We start from the raw sequence: 21,315 nt of genomic DNA, 5'->3' as shown, positions 1-21,315 counted from the left end.
CTCCCGTCACCACAACGGAAGGACCGGCCCCGGTCCTGGTGTCGCAGTTCCCGCCGACATGCCTGTGCGGGTCCGCGCGGGCTCATCCCGCTCGAGGAGCGCTACGTGACCGAAATCCGGACCTACGTGATCGACACCTCCGTGCTGCTGTCCGACCCCTGGGCGTGCAGCCGGTTCGCCGAGCACGAGGTGGTGGTTCCGCTGGTGGTGATCAGCGAACTGGAGGCCAAACGGCATCACCACGAGTTGGGGTGGTTCGCCCGTCAGGCGTTGCGCCTGTTCGACGATCTCCGGCTCCTGCACGGCCGGCTCGATCAGCCCATTCCCGTTGGGGCACAAGGCGGTACGCTTCACGTCGAGCTCAACCACACCGACCCCGCGGTGCTGCCCGCCGGTTTCCGCAGCGACAACAACGACTGCCGTATTTTGAGCTGCGCCGCCAACCTCGCCGCCGAAGGCAAGCGAGTGACGTTGGTCAGCAAGGACATTCCGCTTCGCGTCAAGGCCGCCGCGGTCGGGCTGGCCGCCGACGAGTATCACGCGCAAGACGTGGTGGCCTCCGGATGGTCGGGGATGCGTGAGATCGAGACCGCCACCGAGGACATCGACGCGTTGTTCGCCGAAGGTGAGATCGACCTGACCGAAGCGCGAGACCTGCCCTGCCACACCGGCATTCGGCTGCTCGGCGGCAGCTCGCACGCGCTGGGCCGGGTCAATGCGGACAAACGCGTGCAGCTGGTTCGCGGCGACCGCGAGGCATTCGGCCTGCGCGGCCGGTCCGCCGAACAGCGGGTGGCGCTCGACCTGCTGCTCGACGAGTCGGTGGGCATCGTGTCGCTGGGCGGCAAGGCCGGCACCGGCAAGTCGGCGCTGGCGTTGTGCGCGGGCCTGGAGGCCGTGCTGGAACGGCGGACCCAGCGCAAGGTGGTGGTCTTCCGGCCGCTGTACGCCGTGGGCGGCCAGGAGCTGGGCTACCTGCCCGGCAGCGAGAGCGAGAAGATGGGCCCCTGGGCGCAGGCGGTCTTCGACACGCTCGAGGGACTGGCCAGCCCGGCCGTGCTCGAAGAGGTGCTCTCCCGGGGCATGCTCGAGGTGCTGCCGCTGACCCACATCCGTGGCCGGTCGCTGCACGACTCGTTCGTGATCGTCGACGAGGCCCAGTCGCTGGAACGCAACGTCTTGCTGACGGTGCTGTCCAGGCTGGGAGCCGGGTCGCGGGTGGTGCTGACGCACGACATCGCACAGCGTGACAACCTGCGGGTCGGCCGGCACGACGGGGTCGCCGCGGTGATCGAGAAGCTCAAAGGCCACCCGCTGTTCGCCCACATCACGCTGTTGCGCAGCGAGCGGTCGCCGATTGCCGCGCTGGTCACCGAGATGCTCGAGGAGATTGCCGGACCGCAGTGACGGCGGATTTCGCCTGGCCACGCGTTCGATAAACTTCGACGGTGCCGAAAAGACCCGACAGCCAAGCCTGGCGCTACTGGCGCACCGTTGTCGGTGTCGTCGCGGCGGTTGCGGTGCTGGTGATCGGCGGTCTGACCGGTCACGTGACGCGCGCCGACAATCTCAGTTGCTCGGTGGTCAAGTGTGTCGCGCTGACGTTCGACGACGGACCCAGCCCATTCGACGGCCGGCTGCTGCAGATCCTGAAGGACAACGACGCGAAGGCCACGTTCTTCGAGATCGGCAACAAGGTGGCCGCGAACCCCGCGGGGGCCAAGCAGGTCGCCGACGCCGGGATGGAGATCGGCAACCACACCTGGGAACACCCCAACATGGTCACGATCCCTCCCGAAGACATCGCCTCCCAGTTTTCCAAGGCCAATGACGCGATCGCCGCCGCCACGGGCCGGACCCCCAACCTGTATCGCCCCGCCGGCGGGCTGTCCAACGATGCCGTGCGCCAGACGGCGGGCCGGTTCGGGCTCGCCGAAATCCTCTGGGATGTCATTCCTTTCGACTGGGCGAACGACTCGAACACGGCGGCCACGCGGTACATGCTGATGACGTACATCAAGCCGGGTTCGGTGGTGTTGTTCCATGACACCTACTCGAGCACCGCCGACCTGGTCTACCAGTTCATCCCGGTGCTCAAGGCCAACGGCTACCGGATGGTGACGGTGAGCGAACTGCTGGGCCCGCGGGCGCCGGGGAGCAGCTATGGCAGCCGCGAGAACGGGCCGCCGGTGAACGAACTCCACGACATCCCGCCCGGTGACATCCCGCCGCTGCCGAGCACGTCCTCGCCCAAGCCGATGCCCAACTTCCCGATCACCGACATCCCGGGCCAGAACTCGGGCGGTCCGAACAACGGTGCTTAGCACGAGCTTGTGGGCCCGCGCGACCGCCCGGCTTCGGAATCGCCGGCCGCGAGCGTCTGCGGGTCAACGAAAGTCGGCCCGGCGGTTGGCGATTCAATACGGGGGCGACCTCGCCCTGTCCTACTTTCTGGCCGTCATCGAAGCGGCCGCCATCTTGGTTCCACTGCGCGGCCACACGTCGGTCGGGGCTAATGCCGACTTCGCGCAGGCCAACACTACGGCGGTGGTCGTGCTCGTTCTGTTGGGCATCGTCGGCGTCGCGGCGGCCGCGATCGTGAGCGCGGCCCCGACGCTGCGCTGGTACGCGGCCGGGGCCGAACCCAACCAGGAGCAGCGCGAGGCCGCGATGAAGCTGCCCGGCCGCCAGTCGGTGATCCTGTTCGGGGCCTGGGGTGTCAGCGGCGGAATCTTCATGTTGCTGAACCTGGGCGGCGGGGCGCAGCTGCTGCTGCCCATAGCGCTCGGTGTGCTGCTCGGCGGACCCGCCGCCGCCGGCACGGCGATGCTGCTGGCGCAGCGCGTCCTGCGCCCCATCATGCGCGCCGCCACGCTGGGCTGCGAGCCGCGGCTGGCAGTGCCCGGCGTGTACGCGCGACTGGTCCTGCTGTGGTTTTTGTGCAGCGCCTTCCCCATCGGGGTGATCGCAACCCTGGTCGTCCTTCGCTCGTACGGGTGGCTGATCGAGAAGTCGGCGTCGCTGGATGTTCCGATCCTCGTGGTGTCCCTGGCGGCACTGGTGCTCGGGCTGCCGACCATGATCTTGACGTCACGGTCCATTTCCGATCCGCTCGGCGAGGTGGTCGACGCCATGGCGGAGGTCGAACACGGCCGCATCGGGACCTACGTCGGAGCCTATGAGCGCTCGCAAATCGGACGTCTGCAAACGGGTTTCAATCGCATGGTGGCCGGGCTGGGCGAGCGCGACCGGTTGCGCGACCTATTCGGGCGCCACGTCGGGGCGGACGTCGCCCAGCGCGCCATCGACGAGGGCGCATCGCTGTCGGGGGACGTGGTCGAGGCGGCGGTCCTCTACATCGACCTGGTGGGCTCGACGCAGCTGGCGGAAAGCCGCCCCCCGCAAGAGGTTGCCGAAATCCTCAACGATTTCTTCCGCATCGTCGTCAATGCCGTCGACGAACACCACGGGCTGATCAACAAATTCGCCGGGGATGCCGCGCTTGCCGTCTTCGGGGCGCCGTTGCCGACCAGCGAGCCGGCGTCGGCCGCGCTTGCGACCGCCCGCGCCCTGGGCACCCAGCTGCGGCGGCTACCGGTCGATTTCGGCATCGGCGTCTCGGCGGGCCGCGTCTTCGCCGGCAACATCGGCGCCGAAAACCGTTACGAGTACACGGTGATCGGCGACGCGGTCAACGAGGCCGCGCGGCTGGCGGACCTTGCCAAGACCGCCGACCGGCGGATCCTGTGCGCGGCGGCGGCCATCGAGCGGGCGGACGAAATCGAGGCAACGCATTGGGCCGAGTGCTATTCCACCGTTCTGCGGGGGCGATCCGAAGCCACCCACGTCTCGGCGCCGGCCTAGTCGGGCCGCGTCAGGACTTCGCGACCTTCAGCGCGGCGATCATCCGCCCGATGATGTCCGCGGAAGCGCTGTCACCGATGGGTGTGCTGCCGACGAACACGGTGACCGGCTTGGTGTCGACGGCGATGACGGTGACGGAGTCGCCCTTCACGTTGCGGGTGCGGTCGGCGATCGTGACGTCGGCGTCGGCGCGGGCAGCCTTGGTCCCGTCGACGGTGATCGACGACGTCTTCGTCGGTCCCAGCGTGGGCGACGCGTTCGCGTATCCGGGCCCGTTGGCGATGCACTGCACCAACTTCGACGCCTGGGCGGCGACGTCCATGCTGGAGACGAAGTTGCTGACGCCGACCTCTGCCGTCATCATCCATTGACTCGCCCCGGGCACTTCCTGGGCGACGCCCACGGCGCCGATCAGGTTCGGGTTCTGGTCGTCGGAGAACACCGTCCAGTTGGGCGGCACCGAGCTGGCCGGGAACGAGAGCTTGCCGGCGGCGATCGAGTCGGTCCTCGGTATCTCACCGCCGGACACGTTCGGGGTGCAGTCGGTGGCGGTCTGCTGGCCCTTCGGTTGGCTGGTGGTGCTGCTGGTCGACGACGGCCCGGCGGCCGGCGACCTGCCGTGGCTGCCGCCGCGCATCACGACCAGGGTGGCCACCAGCGCGATGACGGCCAGGATGACGAGGCCACCGACGATCAGCCAGGGCAGCTTCGAGCCGGGGCCGCCGGGCGGTGGTCCGGGCGGGTACGGCCCCGGCGGGAACTGTTGTCCCGCTTGCGGATACGCCTGGGGCGGATACTGGTAGGGGCCGGTCGGCGGGTACGGTTGCGGGCCACCCTGGGGCTGGCCGCCCCAATAGGGTTGCTGTCCATACGGATTTCCGTAAGGCCCCTGGCCGTAGGGGCCGCCGGGAGGAGCCGTCATCGCTGCACCTCCCGCCTACTTCGCCGGCTTGACTTTGGCCATCGCCAAGACATCCAGGCGGCGGTCCAGTTCTTCTTCGGAGAGCTTCTCGCCGATCAAACCGCGGTCGATCACGGTTTGGCGAATCGTCTTGCGCTCCTTGAGGGCCTGCTTGGCCACCGCGGCGGCCTCCTCGTAGCCGATCGCCGAGTTCAACGGCGTCACGATCGACGGCGACGATTCGGCCAGCTCCCGAAGGTGATCGACGTTGGCGACCAGGCCGGTGATGCATCGGTCCGCGAACAGCCTCGACACGTTGGTCAGCAGCTTGAACGACTCGAGGATGTTGCGGGCCATCATCGGGATGTAGACGTTGAGCTCGAACGCGCCGGACAAGCCGCCGACGGCCACCGCGGCGTCATTGCCGATCACCTGGGCGGCCACCTGCGTAACCGCTTCCGGCAGAACGGGATTCACCTTGCCCGGCATGATCGAGCTGCCCGGCTGAAGGTCCGGCAGCTGGATCTCCGCCAGGCCGGTCAGTGGGCCCGATCCCATCCAGCGGATGTCGTTGGCGATCTTGGTCAGCGACACCGCGATGGTGCGCAGCGCGCCGGAGGCCTCGACCAGGCCGTCGCGCGCGGCCTGAGCTTCGAAAGAGTTGGCGGCCGTGCGCAGTTCGTTCAGGCCGGTGGAGGCGATCAACGTCTCGACCACCCGGGCGCCGAAGCCGTCGGGGGCGTTGAGGCCGGTGCCGACTGCGGTCCCGCCGATCGCCAGCTCGCCCAGCCGTGGCAGCGTGGCGCGCACCCGCTCGATTCCCGCCTCGACCTGGCGGGCGTAGCCGCTGAATTCCTGGCCGAGGGTCACCGGAACCGCATCCATCAGGTGGGTGCGGCCCGACTTGACCACCGTGTGCCACTCGCGGGCCTTGCTCTCCAGCGCTTCGTGCAACACCTCGAGCGCCGGGATCAGGTGACGTACCGCGGCCTCGGTCGCCGCGATGTGGGTGGCGGTCGGGAAGGTGTCGTTGGACGACTGCGACATGTTCACGTCGTCGTTGGGGTGCACCGTGACACCGTTGGCCGCGGCGATGCTCGCGATCACCTCGTTGGTGTTCATGTTGGAGCTGGTGCCCGAGCCGGTCTGGAAGACGTCGATGGGGAACTGGTCGTCGTGTTGGCCGTCGGCGATTTCGGCGGCCGCGGCGATGATGGCGTCCGCCTTCTCCGGTGCCAGCAATCCGAGGTCCTTGTTGACCTGCGCGCAGGCGCCCTTCAGCAGGCCCAGCGCGCGGATCTGGGTACGCTCCAGGCCCCGGCCCGAGATGGGAAAGTTCTCCACGGCGCGCTGGGTTTGCGCGCGCCACAACGCCTTTGCGGGTACCCGGACCTCGCCCATGGTGTCGTGTTCGATGCGGTATTCGGTATCGGTGGCGCTATCGGCCATAGGTAGTAGTCCTCGCTGGTTTCGGTCAGGGCAGGGGATACGCGGCAGTGCTGTCGCCGGTGAAGTCGATGGCGGAGTACTCGTTGAGCTTCGAGAGCCGGTGATAGGCCTCGATCATGCGGACAGTTCCCGACTTCGACCGCATCACGATCGACTGCGTGGTGCAGCCGCCGGGGTAGTACTGCACGCCGCTGAGCAGGTCGCCGTTGGTGACCCCGGTGGCGCAGAAGAAGACGTTCTCACCGGACACCAGGTCCTCGGTGGTCAGCACCCGATCGACGTCGTGGCCGGCGTCGATCGCCTTCTGGCGTTCCTCGTCGTCCTTGGGCGCCAGCTGCGCCTGGATGGCGCCGCCCATGCAGCGGATCGCGGCGGCGGCGATGATGCCCTCGGGGGTGCCGCCGATCCCGGCCAGCATGTCGGTGCCCGACTGCGGCCGGCAGGCCGAGATGGCGCCGGCGACGTCGCCGTCGGTGATCAGCCGGATGCGGGCGCCGGTCAGCCGGACGTCCTCGATCAGCTGGGCGTGCCGGGGCCGGTCCAGGATGCACACGGTCATGTCGCGGACCGACAGCGCTTTCACCTTTGCGACGGCCTTGATGTTCTCGGCGATCGGGGCGGTGATGTCGAGCACGTTGGCGGCCTCGGGTCCTACGGCGATCTTGTTCATGTAGAACACCGCCGACGGGTCGAACATCGCGCCGCGGTCGGCGACCGCCAGGACCGAGATGGCGTTGGGCATGCCCTTGCTCATCAGCGTCGTGCCGTCGATCGGGTCCACCGCGAAGTCGCAGTCGGGGCCGTCGCCGTTGCCGACCTCCTCGCCGTTGTAGAGCATCGGCGCGTGGTCCTTCTCGCCTTCGCCGATGACCACCACGCCGCGCATCGACACCGTGTTGACCAGTTCGCGCATGGCGTCGACGGCCGCGCCGTCGCCGCCCTCTTTGTCGCCGCGGCCCACCCAGCGGCCGGCGGCCATGGCGCCGGCCTCGGTCACCCGGACCAGTTCCAGGGCCAGGTTGCGGTCCGGGGCTTCACCACGTGGCCGTCCAGATGGGCGGTTGCCCTCAACTGTCATGGTTGGAGATTGTCCCAGAAGCTGATCGGTCTGCTGGAACTGGGATACTCGGGGGATGACCGAAGAGCCGCCGCTGAATGCCAGCTCGGAGGCCCAGGTGGCCGGCGAGCCGGCCCCGGTGGCCGGACCGGCTGCCAGGCCGGCCAAACCGCGGTTGCTGCAGGACGGCCGCGACATGTTCTGGTCACTGATGCCGCTGGTCATCGGGTGCATCTTGCTGGCCGGCCTGGTGGGCATGTGCTCGTTCCAGCCCGGCAACCACCAGGGCGCGGTCCCGTCCTACGACGCGCCGTCGGCGCTGCGGGCCGATGCCACGACGCTCGGCTTCCCCATTCGGCTGCCCAAGCTGCCTGCCGGCTGGCAGGCCAACTCCGGCAGCCGCGGCGGCATCCAGGGCGGGCGCACCGATCCCTCGACCGGTCAGCGGCTGAACGCGGCCACCTCGGTCGTTGGCTACATCAGCCCGACCGGGATGTATCTGAGCCTCACCCAGAGCAACGCCGACGAGGACAAGCTGGTGGGCTCGATCCATTCGTCGGCGTATCCGGCCGGAACGGTCGACGTCGCCGGGACCAACTGGGTGGTCTACAACGGCGCCGGCCAGAGCGGGGCGGACGCCGAGCCGGTGTGGACGACCCGGCTCACCGGCCCGACCGGGGCCACCCAAATCGCGATAACCGGTGCCGGCAACACCGATCAGTTCCGTACGCTGGCCTCGGCGACGCAATCGCAGCCGCCGTTACCCGCGCGCTGAAGGAAGGCCGAGCGTGACTGCACCCCAAGCAGATCTGTCCGGATGGTCGGTGGCGCCGTTCAGCGGAGGCGGCTACACCCATGACGTCTACCGCAAGGGCAGCGGCCCGGGGGTGGTGCTGATTCCCGAGATACCCGGGATCCATCCAGGTGTGCTGGCCTTGGGCAATCACCTGGTGGACAACGGCTTCACCGTCGCCATGCCGTCGCTGTTCGGTGAGCCGGGCAAACCCAAGACGGTCGGCTACATCGCCTCCTCGATCAGCCGGGCGTGTGTGGCAAAGGAATTCGCGGCCTTCGCGACGAACAAGCAGCGGCCGGTGTCGATGTTCCTGCGCGCGCTGGCCCGTGACCTCAACGCGTCGACCCCGGGCAAGGGTGTCGGCGTGATCGGCCAATGCTTCACCGGCGGCTTCGCGCTGGCCGTCGCGGTCGACGACGCCGTGCTGGCCCCGGTGCTTTCGCAGCCGTCGGTGCCGCTGCCGCTGGGGCGGGCGCGGCGCCGCGATCCCGGCCTGAGCGAATCCGAACTGGCCACCGTGGCCGATCGCTGCGCCAACGACGGCCTGTGCGCGATGGGTCTGCGGTTCAGCGAGGACAGCGCCGTGCCGCGCGAACGGTTCGCGGTGCTCAAGGAGCGGCTCGGTGACGCGTTCGAGGTCATCGAGATCGACTCAGGGCCGGGCAATGTGGGCGGTTTCGGCAAGCTGGCGCACTCCGTGTTGACCGACGAGGTCCGCGAAGTCGACGGCCAGCCGGCGTACGAGGCCCGCAAGCGGGTAGTCGAGTTCCTCACCCAGCGCCTTTGTTAGGAAAGCTCCATACGCATGACGACTACGACCAGTGACCGGGTGGTCGAAACCACCTTCGGCCCCGTCCGCGGCGCCGACGACGGCCGCGTCAGCTCGTGGAAGGGCGTCCGGTATGCCGCCCCGCCCGTCGGCGCGCTGCGCTTCCGGGCGCCGCAGCCTCCCGAGCGGTGGACCGAGGTCGCCGACGCCACCCGCTACGGGCCGGCCTGCCCGCAGCCGGTCTTCCCCAACATGCCGCTCGATCTGGGCGCGCCGCAGGGCGAAGACTGCCTGCGGCTGAACGTCTGGGCGTCGTCAGCCACGCAGCCGGGTGACGGTAAGCCCGTGATGGTGTGGCTTCACGGGGGCGCGTACGTCCTGGGATCGGGCAGCCAGGCGCTGTACGACGGGCGCCGGCTGGCCGGCGAGGGCGACGTCATCGTGGTCACCGTCAACTACCGGGTGGGAGCGCTCGGTTTCATGGACCTGTCGTCGTTTTCCACGGCGCGGCGGCGGTTCGACTCCAACGTCGGGCTGCGCGACGTGCTGGCGGCACTGAGCTGGGTGCGTGACAACATCGCCGCGTTCGGCGGCGATCCCCGCAACGTCACGCTGTTCGGCGAATCCGCCGGCGCGGGGATCGTGACGACCCTGCTCGCCAGCCCGTCGGCCGAGGGGCTGTTCGCCCGTGCGATCGCCCAGAGTTCGCCGGCCACATCGGTATACGACCGGCGCAGGGCCGAGCGCGTCGCCGAGACCGTCCTCGACAGGCTTGACGTCGACGCGGAACGGTTGCCCGACGTGCCCACCGCGGTGCTGCTTGCCGCGTCCCAAGAGGTCTTCGACGAAGTGCCCGTGCGTAATCCCGGCCTCCTGGCGTTCGTCCCGATCATCGACGGCGAGTTGCTGGACGACTACCCGGTCAAGCGCGTGCAGGAGGGCCGCTCGCTTCCCGTCCCCTTGATCATCGGGACAAACAAGCACGAGGCGGCGCTCTTCCGGTTGATGCGGTCGCGGCTGATGCCGATCACGCCTCGCGCGATCACGTCGATGTTCGACCAGATCGCCGCCGAACAGCCCGACCTGCAATTGCCGACCGACGAGCAGATCGGATCGACGTATTCGCGGTTGCGGCGCAGGGCAAGGAGTTTGAGCATCGCAACGGACGTCGGGTTCCGGATGCCCTCGGTCTGGCTGGCCGAGGGACACAGCAGGGTGGCACCGGTGTACCTGTACCGGTTCGATTATGCGACCCCACTACTGAAGCTGCTGTTGGTCAATGCCGCCCACGCCACCGAATTGCCTTACGTCTGGGGCAATCTCGGGGCGCCGAAGGATCCCACGCTGAAACTGGGCGGCAGCAAAACCGCCAAGGCGGTCTCCAAGAGAATGCGCACCCGGTGGATCAACTTCGCTGCGCAGTCGAAGCCGACGGGCCCGGCCGGCGAGCCGGACTGGAGGCCCTACCGGGAGGTCGATCGCGCCTGCCTGATCATCGACAAGCGCGATACCGCAGCGCACGATGTCGATGCGAGCATCCGCGCGGCCTGGGGCAGCGAGATGGTGGGTTTCCGGTAGCCTTATCCAGGCCGCTGCTACAGCGGCTCCGAGAGCATGAACCGGTGTCCGTCGGGCGATCGCAGACCCATCTCGCGCCGGCCCCAGGGTTCGATTGTCGGGGTCTTGAGGATGTCGGTTCCTTCAGCGAGAGCGCGCCTGTAGTACTCGTCGATGCCGGCTACGGTCAAATACGCGATGTAGCTGTGGTCCCCGAGGTCCGACGCCGGCAACGACTCCGGACAACGGCCGAGCCTGAACGTCACCGACCCGGCCGAGCAGAATGCCCAATTGCCCGGGTCGGGCTCCGTTACCGTGCAATTCAGTACTCGAGTGAACCACTCCGCCGCACGGTCAAGGTCATGCACCGCTAGGACGGGATCGGCGCCGAGGAGCGTCATGTGTCCAGTCTGTCGCATTGGTATGGCCGGTGATACCGCAATGGGGAATCGCGCTGCTATCCCGCCGACTTAGCCTGCTGTGCTTCGCATTTCATCCGATGGAACATGTCGACGTAATAGGACAGGCATTCCGCCATCGCCTGCTCGGTGGTGAATGGGGGCTCATAGCCGAGGTCGCGGCGCGCCTTGGCGATCGAGAAGTAGTTGTCCAGATAGAGGCGCTCGACGGCCAGCGGCTCGAGCAGCGGCGCCGGTATGCCGAAGCGGAAATGCAGCCGCTGCCAACCGGTCATCGCCGCGCGGACGATGGGGCCGTTGACCCGTACCCGGGGCCAGTTCACGCCGCAGGCCTCGACCACCGGTCGCGCGAACTCGAACATGTTGATCGGATCGTCGTCGTTGATGAAGTACGCCTGACCCGGTGCGGTGCCCCCTGGAACCAGGTGCTGGGCGGCCAGGATGAAACCGTGAATCAGGTTGTGCACGTACGAGTTATCCAGTCGGGCCGACTTGCGGCCGATCAGCACCTTGACGTGTCCGGCGATCACGCTTTCGAACAGCTTGCGGAACATCGTCTGATCGCCGCGGCCCCAGATCCCGCTGGGCCGAATCGCGCAGGTCAGCATGTCGCCAATGCCGTTCTGCGACAGCACGAACCGCTCGGCGACGACCTTCGTCTCGGTGTATAGGTCGTTGAACCGGTTGGTGTAGGGGAGCGTCTCGTCGCCGCCAGGGATGTTCTGGCCGCCCATCACGACGCTGTTGGACGAGGTGTAGACGAATCGCTTCACCCCCGCCGCCTGCCCGGCGTGCACCAGGTTCTCGGTACCGCCGACATTGACCCCGAAGCTGCGCTGCCGGTATGCGTCGGTCACCGACGCGCCACCCATCAAATCGATGATCGCCGCGGTGTGGATGATGGTGTCGATCCCGTCCACCGCTTGGGCGCAGATCGCTGTGTCGGTGATGTCGCCCTCGAGCACCTCCAGTTGCGGGTGCTGCGCAAGCGGCGACGGCGCGCGGTCGAACGAGCGCACGTGGTGGCCGCGGTCCAGCAGGGTGGTGACCAGGTTGGCGCCGACGAATCCGGAGCCGCCGGTGACGAGGACGCGGCCGAGTTCGGTGGTCAGTGATGCATCAGCCATGGGCCGCAGCATAACTGAAACGTGTTCCAATTTCGAAAATGATCATGGTTTGTGTTTCGCAAAATGGCCGAGATCAGGCGTCGTCCGCCTGGCCGGCCGCAAGCGCATCCTCGATCCGCTTGCGGGCTCCAGCTAAGTGCTCCTCGCACCGTTTTGCGAGCTCCTCACCCCTTTCCCACAGTTTCAGCGACGCGTCGAGGTCCAGGCCTCCCTGCTCCAGCAGGCGGACAACTTCGATCAGTTCATCCCGGCACGCTTCATAGCCGAGCTTACTAATAGGCGTAATTGACTGCTCGTCTTCACCGGCCATCGGTCCGCCCTTCGCTCACCGCGGCGATCGCGCCGTCGGCCACCCGCACCCGTAACCGGTTGCCGGCGGGCGCGTCGGCAACCGACCGCAGCACCACCGGCGGCCCGGAGTCAGGCACGGCTTGTACCACGGCATAGCCGCGGGCCAGCGTGGCCGCCGGGCCCAGCGTCGCCAGTCGCGCGCTCAGATAGCCGATGCGCTCCGTCTCCGCGGCGGCCAGACGGGTGACGTCGCGGCGAATCGCCGCCCGGGCGCGATGAATCTCGTCGGCGCGCGCCGTCAGGGCCGTCAGCGGTTCAGCGAGCACCGGCCGGCTGCGGACCTGGGCCAGCGCGCGTTGTTCGCGAGCGACCCAGTTGCGCAGCGCCTGCGCGCTTCGCCGGCGCAGATCATCGATCAGGCGCTGCTCGGCAGCGGTGTCGGGCACGACCTTCTTGGCCGCGTCGGTGGGGGTGGCGGCGCGCAGGTCGGCAACCAGGTCGCACAGCGGATTGTCGGGTTCGTGACCGACCGCGCTGATGACCGGGGTTCGGCACGCGGCGATGGCGCGGCACAGCGTCTCGTCGGAGAACGGCAACAGGTCCTCGACGCTACCGCCGCCGCGGGCCACCACGATGACGTCGACCTCGACGTGGCGGTCGAGTTCGTATAGTGCCTCGACGATCTGCGCCACCGCGTTGGGTCCCTGGACCGCGGTGTTGCGTACGGCGAAACGCGCCCCGGGCCAGCGGCCGGTGGCCACCGTCGTCACGTCGCGTTCGGCTGCGCTGGCCCGGCCGGTGATCAGGCCGATCATGTTGGGCAGAAAGGGGATTGGCCGCTTGAGCCGGGGGTCGAATAGCCCTTCGGCGTCCAGCAGCCGGCGCAGCCGATCGATCCGTGCCAGCAGCTCGCCCACGCCGACGGCGCGAATCTCGCTGAGCCGCAACGAGAAAGTGCCCCGACCGGTGTAGAACGACGGCTTGCCGCAAACCACCACCTGCGTGCCCTCGGTCAGTTTCACCGGCGCGTTGGCCACCAGGTCGCGTGAACAGGTCACGGTCAGCGACATGTCGGCGGCCGGGTCGCGCAACACCATGAACACCGTCTTGGAGTCGGCCCGCGCGCTGATCTGGGCCAGCTGGCCCTCAACCCATACCGTGCCGAGCTTGTCGATCCAGCCGGCGACCCGAATTGCCACCGCGCGCACCGGAAATGGGTTCTCGGCGGAGTTCGGTTCGGATTGTGCGGCCGGGGTCACTTCGCGTTCGCGCGGGTGATCCTGTTGGCGAGCAGCGTCTCAAAAGGCGCGCGGGCCTTGGTGGCCTGCTCGTATGTCAGCAGGGCTTCGAGTTCGTCGACGCTCAGCGATTGTAGACGGGCGCGCAGCTGCGCCAGCGTCAGCGCCGCGTAGTCCAGCTCGGTCACCACCGACGGTTGCGGAACCGCCGGCGCGTCCGGGGATTTCCTGCCCTGCTTCAAGGGGGCGGCATCGGACGCGGCGTCGGCGAGCGAGTACAGGGCGAACCGGCCCTCGGTTCGGCGATCGCCCTCGCCGACACCGTCCTCGGCCGGGCCGGGCACTTCGACCTCTTCGGGCAGGTCCTCGTCGAAGGTTGCCCATTCCGGCTGCTCATCCTTTGGCGGAAAGATGTTCTCCAGGGTGCTGTCACCCTTGATCGCCAGTTCGGCGAGGTTCTGCTGAAATCGCATTACAAGGTGCGCCGCCTGACTGGCTAATGTCATGGGGTACATCAGGATGGTTTTCGGCAGCTTCATGGTCTCCTCGACGGCGACTGTCGCCGCGCCGACCAGTAGCCGAACTCCATACGGTGCAGTAGCCATGGGTCCAAGATTGCCTTAAGCGACGGCTAAGTCCAAGCCGGCCGGCGCGAGCTGGCAAGCCCGTGTCCGCAGAACGTACCCTGGGTGTCATGCCGCCGACTGTCGACATGGGAATTCCCGGCGCGTCCAGCTCGGTAGCCAGCGATCCAGCCCGCAAGCGAGTGCTTCTGGCCGAGCCGCGTGGTTACTGCGCGGGCGTGGATAGAGCCGTCGAGACGGTCGAACGCGCGCTGGAAAAGCACGGCGCGCCGGTGTACGTGCGTCACGAGATCGTGCACAACCGGCACGTGGTCACCACCCTGGAAAAGGCCGGTGCGGTGTTCGTCGAGGAGACCGACGAGGTCCCCGAGGGTTCCATCGTCGTGTTCTCCGCGCACGGGGTCGCGCCCACCGTGCACGCCGCGGCAGCCGCACGCAACTTGCACACCATCGACGCCACCTGCCCGCTGGTGACCAAGGTGCACAACGAGGCCAGGCGCTTCGCCCGCAACGACTACGACATCCTGCTCATCGGCCACGAGGGCCACGAGGAGGTCATCGGGACCGCCGGCGAGGCGCCCGACCACGTGCAGCTGGTCGACGGGGTCGCCGCCGTGGACAACGTGACGGTCCGGGACGAGAACAAGCTGGTCTGGCTGTCGCAGACCACGCTGTCGGTCGACGAGACCATGGAGATCGTCGACCGGCTGCGCCAGCGCTTCCCGAAGCTGCAGGATCCGCCCAGCGACGACATCTGTTACGCGACGCAGAACCGGCAGGTCGCCGTCAAGGCGATGGCTCCCGAGTGCCAGCTGGTGATCGTCGTCGGTTCGCGGAACTCCTCGAACTCGGTGCGGCTGGTCGAGGTGGCGCTGGGGGGCGGGGCCGCGGCCGCCCACCTGGTCGACTGGGCCGACGATATCCAGCCGGCGTGGCTGGAAGGGGTGACCACCGTGGGCGTGACCTCCGGCGCGTCCGTCCCCGAGGTATTGGTGCGCGGCGTGTTGGAGCGGCTCGCCGATTACGGCTACGACGTGGTGCAACCGGTCACCACGGCACAAGAAACCCTGGTGTTTGCGCTGCCGCGCGAGATCCGGTCACTGCTCTGACCCGTCGGGCGCCGGATGGCGCTCAGCCGTCGTATTCCCAGGATTCCGTGGGCGGTCGCCGCGGCCGGCCATAGGTCCGTGAGCGGTTCCGCCGCTCGGCCGCGGGCTGGTCGGGTGCGCCGCCCCCTCGATAGCGAACCTGCGAGATGGGGTGATGCGTCCCGTTGTTGCCGTTCGGGGCGGGGCGGCGGCGCCTCGGCTCGGAGGCGGCCCCATAGCGGTCGTAAGTGTCGTAGCCGCCGAACAGCTCCGGGGCCCCGGGTGGGTCGTACTGGTCGTACCCGTCGAAACGGCTGCTCCGCGGCTCGGGCCGCTCGTAGGGGCTGCGGCGGCTGCGCGGCTCCCCACGGCCTTCCCGGGGCGACTGGCCGCGCGCGTCCGGATCGGCATCTGGCCTCGGGCGGCGCCGTGACCGGCGGGGCGGTTCCGCGGCGTCGTAGTCCCGGGCCGTCGTCGAGCCTCTCCGGGACGAGCGCCGCTCGCCCGGCTCGCCCGCGTCGTCCAGCGCTTCCCGGGTACGGCGGGAACCGGTACGGGCGGAGCGGGTGGCGGTTCGATCGCTGCGCGCCGTCCGGCGGGCCCGCGACGCGGAACTGGCCCCGCGGGTGCGCCGCGCCTTGGCCGGAGTTGCCTCGTCGGCAGCGTCCCCGTCGGATTCCGGGCGCACGATCGCGCGCAGTTTGGCGACAATGCCGCCGACGACGGACTTGCCATCGGCGGACTCCGCGTCGTCGGAGCTCTTCGGCGTCGCGGTCATCCCATGCGACATCCCGAAGTACCACCTGGCGAACCCGATCAGCAGCACCACGCCGGCGGTTCCCAGCATCAGCGGGAAGCGCTCGATGAGTGGATAGCCGCAGTTGATCAACAAGTCTTTGAGGTGGCCAACCTTGGCGTCGTGGAACAACCAGTAGGCGCCGGGTACCGCGAAGAAAAGTATCAGCGGAGGCTGGATCATCGCGGTGAACAGTCCGTCCTGGCGCACTGCCAGCACCGCCGCCACGCAGCCGGCTATATAGAAGCCGGCGAAGACATGGGTCAGCTCCTTCTGGCCGGCGTCAATTCCGTAACCGATGGCGGTAGCGGTGACGGCGAGAAGCAGGGCGGCGTACCACGGCACACCTGGGATATCTGGGTGGATCGAGCGGTGGGAGGCCTCCACCTTCGATTTTGCCCGCTGTCCTGACACATGTAGACCGTACCGGGAAAGGGGCGAAAGCCCCGTAAATACCTCGTAGGGATCCCGGGCGTGCCATGCCGATCGCGCACGAATGGTCCACAGCAGCCGGCGCCGCCGGCGACCCCTAGACTTGGGTCCCTGTGAGCCTGAGCCTGGGAATCGTTGGTCTGCCCAACGTCGGTAAGTCGACTCTGTTCAACGCGCTGACCCGCAACGACGTACTGGCGGCCAACTATCCGTTCGCGACGATCGAACCGAACGAGGGTGTCGTTCCGCTGCCCGATCCGCGCCTGGACAAGCTGGCCGACTTGTTCGCATCCCAGCGCATCGTGCCGGCGCCGGTGACCTTCGTCGACATCGCCGGCCTGGTGAAGGGCGCGTCCGAGGGGGCGGGGCTCGGCAACAAGTTCCTGGCCCACATCCGCGAATGCGACGCCATCTGCCAGGTGGTCCGGGTGTTCTCCGATGACGATGTGACCCATGTGGCCGGTGAGGTGGATCCCCGATCGGACATCGAGGTGGTCGAGACGGAGTTGATCCTGGCCGACCTGCAGACCCTGGAACGCGCTCTGCCGCGGCTGGAGAAGGAAGCCCGCACCAACAAGGACCGCAGGCCGGTATACGACGCCGCGGCCGCGGCCCAGGAGACGCTCAACGGCGGGAAGACGCTGTTCGGCGCCGGGGTGGATGCGACCCTGCTGCGGGAGCTGAACCTGTTGACCACCAAGCCGTTTCTCTACGTCTTCAACGCCGATGAGGCCGTTCTGACCGACGCGGCGCGGATCGCCGAGCTGCGTCAACTGGTCGCCCCCGCCGACGCGGTGTTCCTGGACGCGGCCATCGAAGCGGAGCTGAACGAACTCGACGACGAGTCAGCGGCCGAACTGCTGGAGTCGATCGGGCAAAGCGAACGCGGACTCGACGCGCTGGCCCGCGCGGGTTTCCACACCCTCAAGCTGCAGACATTTCTGACGGCCGGCCCAAAAGAGGCGCGCGCGTGGGTGATTCATCAAGGCGACACCGCGCCGAAGGCCGCCGGGGTGATCCACACCGATTTCGAGAAGGGCTTCATCAAGGCCGAGATCGTGTCCTATGACGACCTGATCGCCGCCGGTTCAATGGCCGCGGCCAAGGCGGCGGGCAAGGTCAGGATGGAAGGCAAGGACTACGTGATGGCCGACGGCGACGTGGTGGAGTTCCGCTTCAACGTGTAGTCGAGTGCCCGTTCAACGTGAGCAAGCAGGCATCGCACGGAATCGAGATTCGGCGACACGGGTTGCGGCAGCTGGTCTAATGATCGGCATGCCGCTTGCCGAACGTGCGCTCACCGCGCTGGCTCGCCAGCTCGGTGAACCAACCGGGTTCGCAGGCCGGGTTGTCGGACGCCTCCTCAGCCGTGGCAATCGGTCGGTTGTCGTCGCTGCGGTCGCCGCGACGGGGGGCGGGCCAGCGGCCGAAGTCGCCGACATCGGATTTGGAGGAGGCGTCGGACTCGACATTTTGCTCGATCGCGACGTCGCGGTTGTTCACGGCGTCGAGATGTCGGAAACGATGCTCGCTGAAGCGAAACGCCGGTTCTCTGACCACATCGCTCGCGGGCGGTTACGTCTGTATTCCGGTCGGATGGAGAGTCTGCCTCTCGAAGATTCCGCACTGGACGCGATCATCTCGACGAACACGATCTATTTCGTGCCCGATCTCGCCGCAGCTCTGAGAGAGCTAGCAAGAGTGCTGCGGCCGGGCGGACGACTGGTACTCGGAGTTGGTGATCCGGATCAGATGTCCAAAATGCCCTTCACTCGCCATGGATTCCGGTTGCGCCCCATCGACGAACTCGTGCCGGTTATCCGCGCGGCGGGTTTTGATCAGATTGAGGACAGGCGCGTCGGTGATGGCCGACTTGCCTTCCATCTTCTGGTGTGCGAGTTGCCGGGCTGACGTGGCGACTCCCGAGTGCACTACTTGCACAGCGCCGAGATGTCCATCGGTGACGTAACTCGGTGGAGTTCCGCTTCAACGTCTAACGGGAACACTCGAGTTATGGGACGAACGGACACCGCCTCGTTGATGATTGCCGCTCCGCTGAGTCGGGTTTACGCCGCGTTCGTGGAACCGCAGGCGCTCGTCGAATGGCTTCCGCCGCAAGGAATGTCCGGAAAGTTCGAACATTTCGACGCCCGCCCCGGAGGGTCCTACCGGATGAGGTTGACCTACGCCGAGCCGCCCGAGTCGGGTGGCAAGTCAAGCGGCGACTCCGATGTCGTGGATGCCCGGTTCGTCGAGATCGTGCCCGACGATCGGGTCGTGCAGGCCGTCGACTTCGAATCCGATGACCCGTCGTTCGCGGGAACGATGACCATGACCTGGGCGGTTACCGCGGTGAGCGCCGACAGCACCCGTGTCGACATCCGGGCCGATGACGTCCCACCGGGCATTTCGGTGGACGATCACCTCGACGGTCTTCGATCGTCGTTGGCCAATCTCGCGGCCTACCTGACCGGGCGTCGGGCCGATCAAGAGGTTGTGGAGTTCCGCTTCAACGTCTAGCGGTTAAGTCGGCGCTCGACGATGCTTGATCGATGGCGACTGTCAAACAAGCGGGGCCGTGGGGCCGGTGGTGGACGGGTGTGCTGGTGGGTGGTGGATTGGCGTTGTCCGCGTTAGGGCTGGCGGGCGGCCTCGCTCAGGCCGGGCCGACCTCGCATTGGTGCCCGGGCAATCCGTGGGACCCGAGCTGGGGCAAGGTCTACAACTGGGACTGGAATCATTGCCACGACTGGCAAGGTCCGGCGGGACAGAGTTACCCGGCGGGTGCCGGACCCTGGGGGCCGCCGCCCGCGTGGGCGCCTCCGCCGCCACCCCAGCCGGCATGGGCGCCGGGGGCTCAGCTGATGTGGAATCCAACGGGCGCGGGCAATTGGGGGTTCTGGAACAACGGAATCTGGACCTCTGCCTGAGGGAACGTGCTGTAGTTCGCCTTTGAGGCGGCCATCTTGTCGGCGGGGTTCCTTAATATGCCCTCGTCGCACCAGCTTGCACCGCCACGGCTGCCAGGAGGGCTCCATGAAGTTCGTTTCCACCCGCATCATCACCGCCGACGTCAAGCGGCTTGTCGATTTCTACGAGACGGTCACCGAGGCCCCCGCGGTATGGGGCAACGAGCTTTTCGCCGAAATTCCGACGCCGGTTGGCACGCTGGCCATCGGCAGCGACAAGACCGTGCCGCTGTTTGCGGCCGGATCGGCCGAGCCGGCCGCCAACCGCAGTGCGATCGTGGAGTTCATGGTCGACGACGTCGACGCGGAATATGAGCGGCTGCATGAGCGCGTCGGGGCGGTCGTGACAACGCCGACCACGATGCCGTGGGGCAATCGCGCGTTGCTGCTGCGGGATCCCGATGGGAATCTGGTCAACCTGTTCACCCCGGTGACGGACGAGGCCCGCGCCAAGTTTGGAATGTAACTGTCGCACAAGGGGTTTTGGCAGGACACGTACCGAGAGAGCTGCAAGGGGCACGGCGTAGCCGCCGGTGGCAATGAAGACTGAACGTTTGAGTAGCCTAGGCAGGTGTCAGCCGGGTTACCACGCGCGCATTCTGCTCAGCTCCTCTGCGGCGTCCTGGCCGGGCCGCTCTTCGTCACTGCTTTCACCGTGATTGGAGCCGCGCGTTGCGGCTACGATTGGCGGCGCTACCCGGTCAGTTCGCTTGCGGTCGGTCGTCAAGGTTGGTACCAGCGCATCAATTTCATCCTTGCTGGTGTTCTGTATTCATGTGCGGCTGCGGGTCTCGCACACTGCGATCGGCGGCGCATCGGACCCCGTGCCGTTCCGGCGCTCGTCGCAGGAGCGGGCATTGGGCTGATTGGGTCGGGCGTCTTCGTCACCGATTACGTTGGTGACCTTCTCGGCGAGCGTCCCGACGTGAAGAACCGGGGTGCCGCTCCGGCCCGGCCCACTCGTGCGGGGCAGATCCACGACCTCTGCGGGATCCCGGTCTTTGCGGGCATACCCGTCGCTGGCCTGGCCAGCGCGGCCACAGCCGTGCGCAGCGGCGATTACCGGTGGGCCTGCGCCTCGGCAGGATCGAGCACGGTGATGGCGGGCAGCTTGCTGCTCTTGGGTGCCGCGATCAGGGGCCGATCCCGCCTTGGCGGCAAAAGCGGGCTCTTCCAGCGCATCTCGATCGCAATCGGGCTCGGATGGCTGAGCTCCTTATCGCTTCGCGGCCTCTGTCAGTGACGAACCCTCGCCGGACGCCACCGATACGGCGGCGGGCCGATGGACCGGCACGCTGCTGTCTGTGAAATCGCGGGTTACCCAGTACGAATTGGTTCATGACCCGCGCGGACGCGTCGCGCCTCAGGGCGCGCAGGCACTTGTACGCGGCCGTCGCGGCGTAAACTCTCGTCGTGGTCGCTGAGGACTGCCCTGACACGCCCGAGGAGCCCGAACGCCCGGCCGAGACGCTTGACGAGCGCGAGAAGGGGATCGTGGATCGCGAGGCCGAAGTCGGGAGGCGCGAGTGGATGGCCGGCAGACGAGATCGTCTTGCCGACCAGCGGGATCAAATCGCCGACGAGCGCGAGCGAGTAGCGGACGAACGGGAGCGCCGCGCGGACGAACGCGAGGGCACGTCCGAACAGCGTGAGCGCGACCGGCTCGGGCGCGTGGACGAACAAACGAGGCGCAGGAATGACACGGCCCGGCGAGAGCAGGCCGACATCGACCGCGAAATTGCGGACACCAAACGCGGGCCCGACTACCCCGACTGACCTGCCGCACCGTTTGCTGACAGCGGCATCTACGGCGGGGCCGGGTTTGCTGTAGTGCGGCGAAGGCCATTGTGCGGTTTACGAATGACGTGCGCCACAAATTTTGGCGATTAATAACCGCTATTGCTAGCGTCCCCGGCCATGGTAGTACTTGCAACATTGATGTCATTGATCAATCAGGTATCCGGAACGCCCTATATTG

The 21,315-nt window shown here is 67.5% G+C and carries 23 protein-coding genes; 14 read left to right on the top strand and 9 right to left on the bottom strand.

What is annotated here, in order from left to right:
* Positions 1–105: 105 nt before the first annotated feature.
* From A5781_RS20050 to A5781_RS20040, 3 genes are all read left to right on the top strand, one after another.
* Positions 106–1,407: a PhoH family protein gene (locus A5781_RS20050; protein ID WP_067210569.1), complete on the top strand. Its 1,302-nt coding sequence runs from the start codon at positions 106–108 to the stop codon at positions 1,405–1,407.
* A gap of 41 nt (positions 1,408–1,448) precedes the next feature.
* The gene (locus A5781_RS20045; protein ID WP_067210566.1) at positions 1,449–2,324 is read left to right on the top strand and encodes a polysaccharide deacetylase family protein; all 876 of its coding nucleotides are present in this window, start codon (positions 1,449–1,451) and stop codon (positions 2,322–2,324) included.
* Positions 2,325–2,409: 85 nt separating this feature from the next.
* Positions 2,410–3,864: an adenylate/guanylate cyclase domain-containing protein gene (locus A5781_RS20040; RefSeq protein ID WP_082939449.1), complete on the top strand. Its 1,455-nt coding sequence runs from the start codon at positions 2,410–2,412 to the stop codon at positions 3,862–3,864.
* A 10-nt stretch (positions 3,865–3,874) separates the two neighbouring features.
* On the opposite strand, the gene A5781_RS20035 is transcribed toward A5781_RS20040, so the two are convergent.
* The 3 genes from A5781_RS20035 to glpX are packed head-to-tail and all read right to left on the bottom strand — an operon-like array spanning position 3,875 to position 7,292.
* The gene (locus A5781_RS20035) at positions 3,875–4,786 is read right to left on the bottom strand and encodes a hypothetical protein (RefSeq protein ID WP_067210562.1); all 912 of its coding nucleotides are present in this window, start codon (positions 4,784–4,786) and stop codon (positions 3,875–3,877) included.
* A gap of 15 nt (positions 4,787–4,801) precedes the next feature.
* On the bottom strand, positions 4,802–6,214 hold the full coding sequence (locus A5781_RS20030) for a class II fumarate hydratase (protein ID WP_067210559.1): 1,413 nt from the start codon (positions 6,212–6,214) through the stop codon (positions 4,802–4,804).
* A gap of 25 nt (positions 6,215–6,239) precedes the next feature.
* Positions 6,240–7,292: a class II fructose-bisphosphatase gene (glpX, locus tag A5781_RS20025; RefSeq protein WP_156622448.1), complete on the bottom strand. Its 1,053-nt coding sequence runs from the start codon at positions 7,290–7,292 to the stop codon at positions 6,240–6,242.
* Positions 7,293–7,347: 55 nt separating this feature from the next.
* Between glpX and A5781_RS20020 the strand changes: the two genes are divergently transcribed.
* Genes A5781_RS20020 through A5781_RS20010 form a run of 3 tightly spaced genes read left to right on the top strand, consistent with a single transcriptional unit; the run spans position 7,348 to position 10,414 of the window.
* Positions 7,348–8,046 carry a DUF4245 domain-containing protein gene (locus tag A5781_RS20020; protein ID WP_067210556.1) on the top strand — a complete coding sequence of 233 codons (699 nt, stop codon included), beginning with the start codon at positions 7,348–7,350 and terminating at the stop codon, positions 8,044–8,046.
* A 13-nt stretch (positions 8,047–8,059) separates the two neighbouring features.
* Positions 8,060–8,857, top strand: a complete 798-nt coding sequence (locus A5781_RS20015) for a dienelactone hydrolase family protein (RefSeq protein ID WP_067210552.1) — start codon at positions 8,060–8,062, stop codon at positions 8,855–8,857.
* A gap of 15 nt (positions 8,858–8,872) precedes the next feature.
* Positions 8,873–10,414, top strand: coding sequence for a carboxylesterase/lipase family protein (locus A5781_RS20010; protein WP_067210549.1), 1,542 nt, complete (start codon positions 8,873–8,875; stop codon positions 10,412–10,414).
* Positions 10,415–10,431: 17 nt separating this feature from the next.
* Here the strand turns inward: A5781_RS20010 and A5781_RS20005 are convergent, their stop codons facing one another.
* The 5 genes from A5781_RS20005 to A5781_RS19985 form a co-directional block, all read right to left on the bottom strand.
* On the bottom strand, positions 10,432–10,794 hold the full coding sequence (locus A5781_RS20005) for a VOC family protein (protein ID WP_067210545.1): 363 nt from the start codon (positions 10,792–10,794) through the stop codon (positions 10,432–10,434).
* Between the two features lie 56 nt (positions 10,795–10,850).
* Complete coding sequence (locus A5781_RS20000) at positions 10,851–11,951, bottom strand: NAD-dependent epimerase/dehydratase family protein (RefSeq protein WP_067210542.1); 1,101 nt, start codon at positions 11,949–11,951, stop codon at positions 10,851–10,853.
* A 61-nt stretch (positions 11,952–12,012) separates the two neighbouring features.
* Positions 12,013–12,249: an exodeoxyribonuclease VII small subunit gene (locus tag A5781_RS19995; protein WP_067210539.1), complete on the bottom strand. Its 237-nt coding sequence runs from the start codon at positions 12,247–12,249 to the stop codon at positions 12,013–12,015.
* The gene (gene xseA, locus A5781_RS19990; RefSeq protein ID WP_067210535.1) at positions 12,239–13,489 is read right to left on the bottom strand and encodes an exodeoxyribonuclease VII large subunit; all 1,251 of its coding nucleotides are present in this window, start codon (positions 13,487–13,489) and stop codon (positions 12,239–12,241) included. The genes A5781_RS19995 and xseA overlap by 11 nt, the downstream gene beginning before the upstream one ends.
* A complete protein-coding gene (locus tag A5781_RS19985) occupies positions 13,486–14,073 on the bottom strand; it encodes a lipid droplet-associated protein (RefSeq protein WP_067210532.1) in 588 nt (195 codons plus the stop codon). The genes xseA and A5781_RS19985 overlap by 4 nt, the downstream gene beginning before the upstream one ends.
* Positions 14,074–14,162: 89 nt before the next feature.
* On the opposite strand from A5781_RS19985, the gene A5781_RS19980 reads away from it, so the two are divergent.
* Positions 14,163–15,161 (top strand): 4-hydroxy-3-methylbut-2-enyl diphosphate reductase, encoded by a 999-nt coding sequence (locus tag A5781_RS19980; RefSeq protein WP_067210529.1) that lies wholly within the window; start codon positions 14,163–14,165, stop codon positions 15,159–15,161.
* A gap of 22 nt (positions 15,162–15,183) precedes the next feature.
* Here A5781_RS19980 and A5781_RS19975 read toward each other — a convergent pair whose 3' ends face one another.
* A complete protein-coding gene (locus A5781_RS19975) occupies positions 15,184–16,350 on the bottom strand; it encodes a DUF6542 domain-containing protein (protein WP_197503995.1) in 1,167 nt (388 codons plus the stop codon).
* A gap of 131 nt (positions 16,351–16,481) precedes the next feature.
* On the opposite strand from A5781_RS19975, the gene ychF reads away from it, so the two are divergent.
* The 7 genes from ychF to A5781_RS19940 all read left to right on the top strand — a co-directional run bounded on the left by ychF (position 16,482) and on the right by A5781_RS19940 (position 21,113).
* Positions 16,482–17,555 carry a redox-regulated ATPase YchF gene (gene ychF / locus A5781_RS19970; protein ID WP_067210522.1) on the top strand — a complete coding sequence of 358 codons (1,074 nt, stop codon included), beginning with the start codon at positions 16,482–16,484 and terminating at the stop codon, positions 17,553–17,555.
* A 79-nt stretch (positions 17,556–17,634) separates the two neighbouring features.
* Positions 17,635–18,279: a class I SAM-dependent methyltransferase gene (locus A5781_RS25255; RefSeq protein ID WP_082939447.1), complete on the top strand. Its 645-nt coding sequence runs from the start codon at positions 17,635–17,637 to the stop codon at positions 18,277–18,279.
* Between the two features lie 102 nt (positions 18,280–18,381).
* A complete protein-coding gene (locus A5781_RS19955) occupies positions 18,382–18,888 on the top strand; it encodes an SRPBCC family protein (protein WP_067210511.1) in 507 nt (168 codons plus the stop codon).
* A 32-nt stretch (positions 18,889–18,920) separates the two neighbouring features.
* Positions 18,921–19,298 carry a hypothetical protein gene (locus A5781_RS25250; protein ID WP_197503994.1) on the top strand — a complete coding sequence of 126 codons (378 nt, stop codon included), beginning with the start codon at positions 18,921–18,923 and terminating at the stop codon, positions 19,296–19,298.
* A 106-nt stretch (positions 19,299–19,404) separates the two neighbouring features.
* Entirely contained in the window at positions 19,405–19,803 is a 399-nt protein-coding gene (locus tag A5781_RS19950) for a VOC family protein (RefSeq protein WP_067210508.1), read from the top strand.
* Positions 19,804–19,908: 105 nt separating this feature from the next.
* On the top strand, positions 19,909–20,580 hold the full coding sequence (locus tag A5781_RS25245; protein ID WP_082939446.1) for a DUF998 domain-containing protein: 672 nt from the start codon (positions 19,909–19,911) through the stop codon (positions 20,578–20,580).
* A 170-nt stretch (positions 20,581–20,750) separates the two neighbouring features.
* Positions 20,751–21,113 carry a hypothetical protein gene (locus A5781_RS19940; protein WP_067210502.1) on the top strand — a complete coding sequence of 121 codons (363 nt, stop codon included), beginning with the start codon at positions 20,751–20,753 and terminating at the stop codon, positions 21,111–21,113.
* Positions 21,114–21,315: the final 202 nt, after the last annotated feature.

It is taken from the genome of Mycobacterium sp. 852002-30065_SCH5024008 (genome assembly GCF_001665645.1).
Lineage (GTDB): Bacteria > Actinomycetota > Actinomycetes > Mycobacteriales > Mycobacteriaceae > Mycobacterium > Mycobacterium paraffinicum.
Note: the sequence above shows the minus strand (reverse complement) of the source record. Positions and strands in the feature narration are given on the sequence as shown.

Coding starts and splice junctions, on each gene's coding strand:
- A5781_RS20035 (WP_067210562.1), bottom strand. CDS start 4,786: ATGACGGCTCCTCCCGGCGGCCCCTACGGCCAGGGGCCTTACGGAAAT.
- A5781_RS20030 (WP_067210559.1), bottom strand. CDS start 6,214: ATGGCCGATAGCGCCACCGATACCGAATACCGCATCGAACACGACACC.
- glpX (WP_156622448.1), bottom strand. CDS start 7,292: ATGACAGTTGAGGGCAACCGCCCATCTGGACGGCCACGTGGTGAAGCC.
- A5781_RS20020 (WP_067210556.1), top strand. CDS start 7,348: ATGACCGAAGAGCCGCCGCTGAATGCCAGCTCGGAGGCCCAGGTGGCC.
- A5781_RS20010 (WP_067210549.1), top strand. CDS start 8,873: ATGACGACTACGACCAGTGACCGGGTGGTCGAAACCACCTTCGGCCCC.
- A5781_RS20005 (WP_067210545.1), bottom strand. CDS start 10,794: ATGACGCTCCTCGGCGCCGATCCCGTCCTAGCGGTGCATGACCTTGAC.
- A5781_RS20000 (WP_067210542.1), bottom strand. CDS start 11,951: ATGCTGCGGCCCATGGCTGATGCATCACTGACCACCGAACTCGGCCGC.
- A5781_RS19995 (WP_067210539.1), bottom strand. CDS start 12,249: ATGGCCGGTGAAGACGAGCAGTCAATTACGCCTATTAGTAAGCTCGGC.
- A5781_RS19985 (WP_067210532.1), bottom strand. CDS start 14,073: ATGGCTACTGCACCGTATGGAGTTCGGCTACTGGTCGGCGCGGCGACA.
- A5781_RS19980 (WP_067210529.1), top strand. CDS start 14,163: ATGCCGCCGACTGTCGACATGGGAATTCCCGGCGCGTCCAGCTCGGTA.
- A5781_RS25255 (WP_082939447.1), top strand. CDS start 17,635: ATGATCGGCATGCCGCTTGCCGAACGTGCGCTCACCGCGCTGGCTCGC.
- A5781_RS19955 (WP_067210511.1), top strand. CDS start 18,382: ATGGGACGAACGGACACCGCCTCGTTGATGATTGCCGCTCCGCTGAGT.
- A5781_RS25250 (WP_197503994.1), top strand. CDS start 18,921: ATGGCGACTGTCAAACAAGCGGGGCCGTGGGGCCGGTGGTGGACGGGT.
- A5781_RS19950 (WP_067210508.1), top strand. CDS start 19,405: ATGAAGTTCGTTTCCACCCGCATCATCACCGCCGACGTCAAGCGGCTT.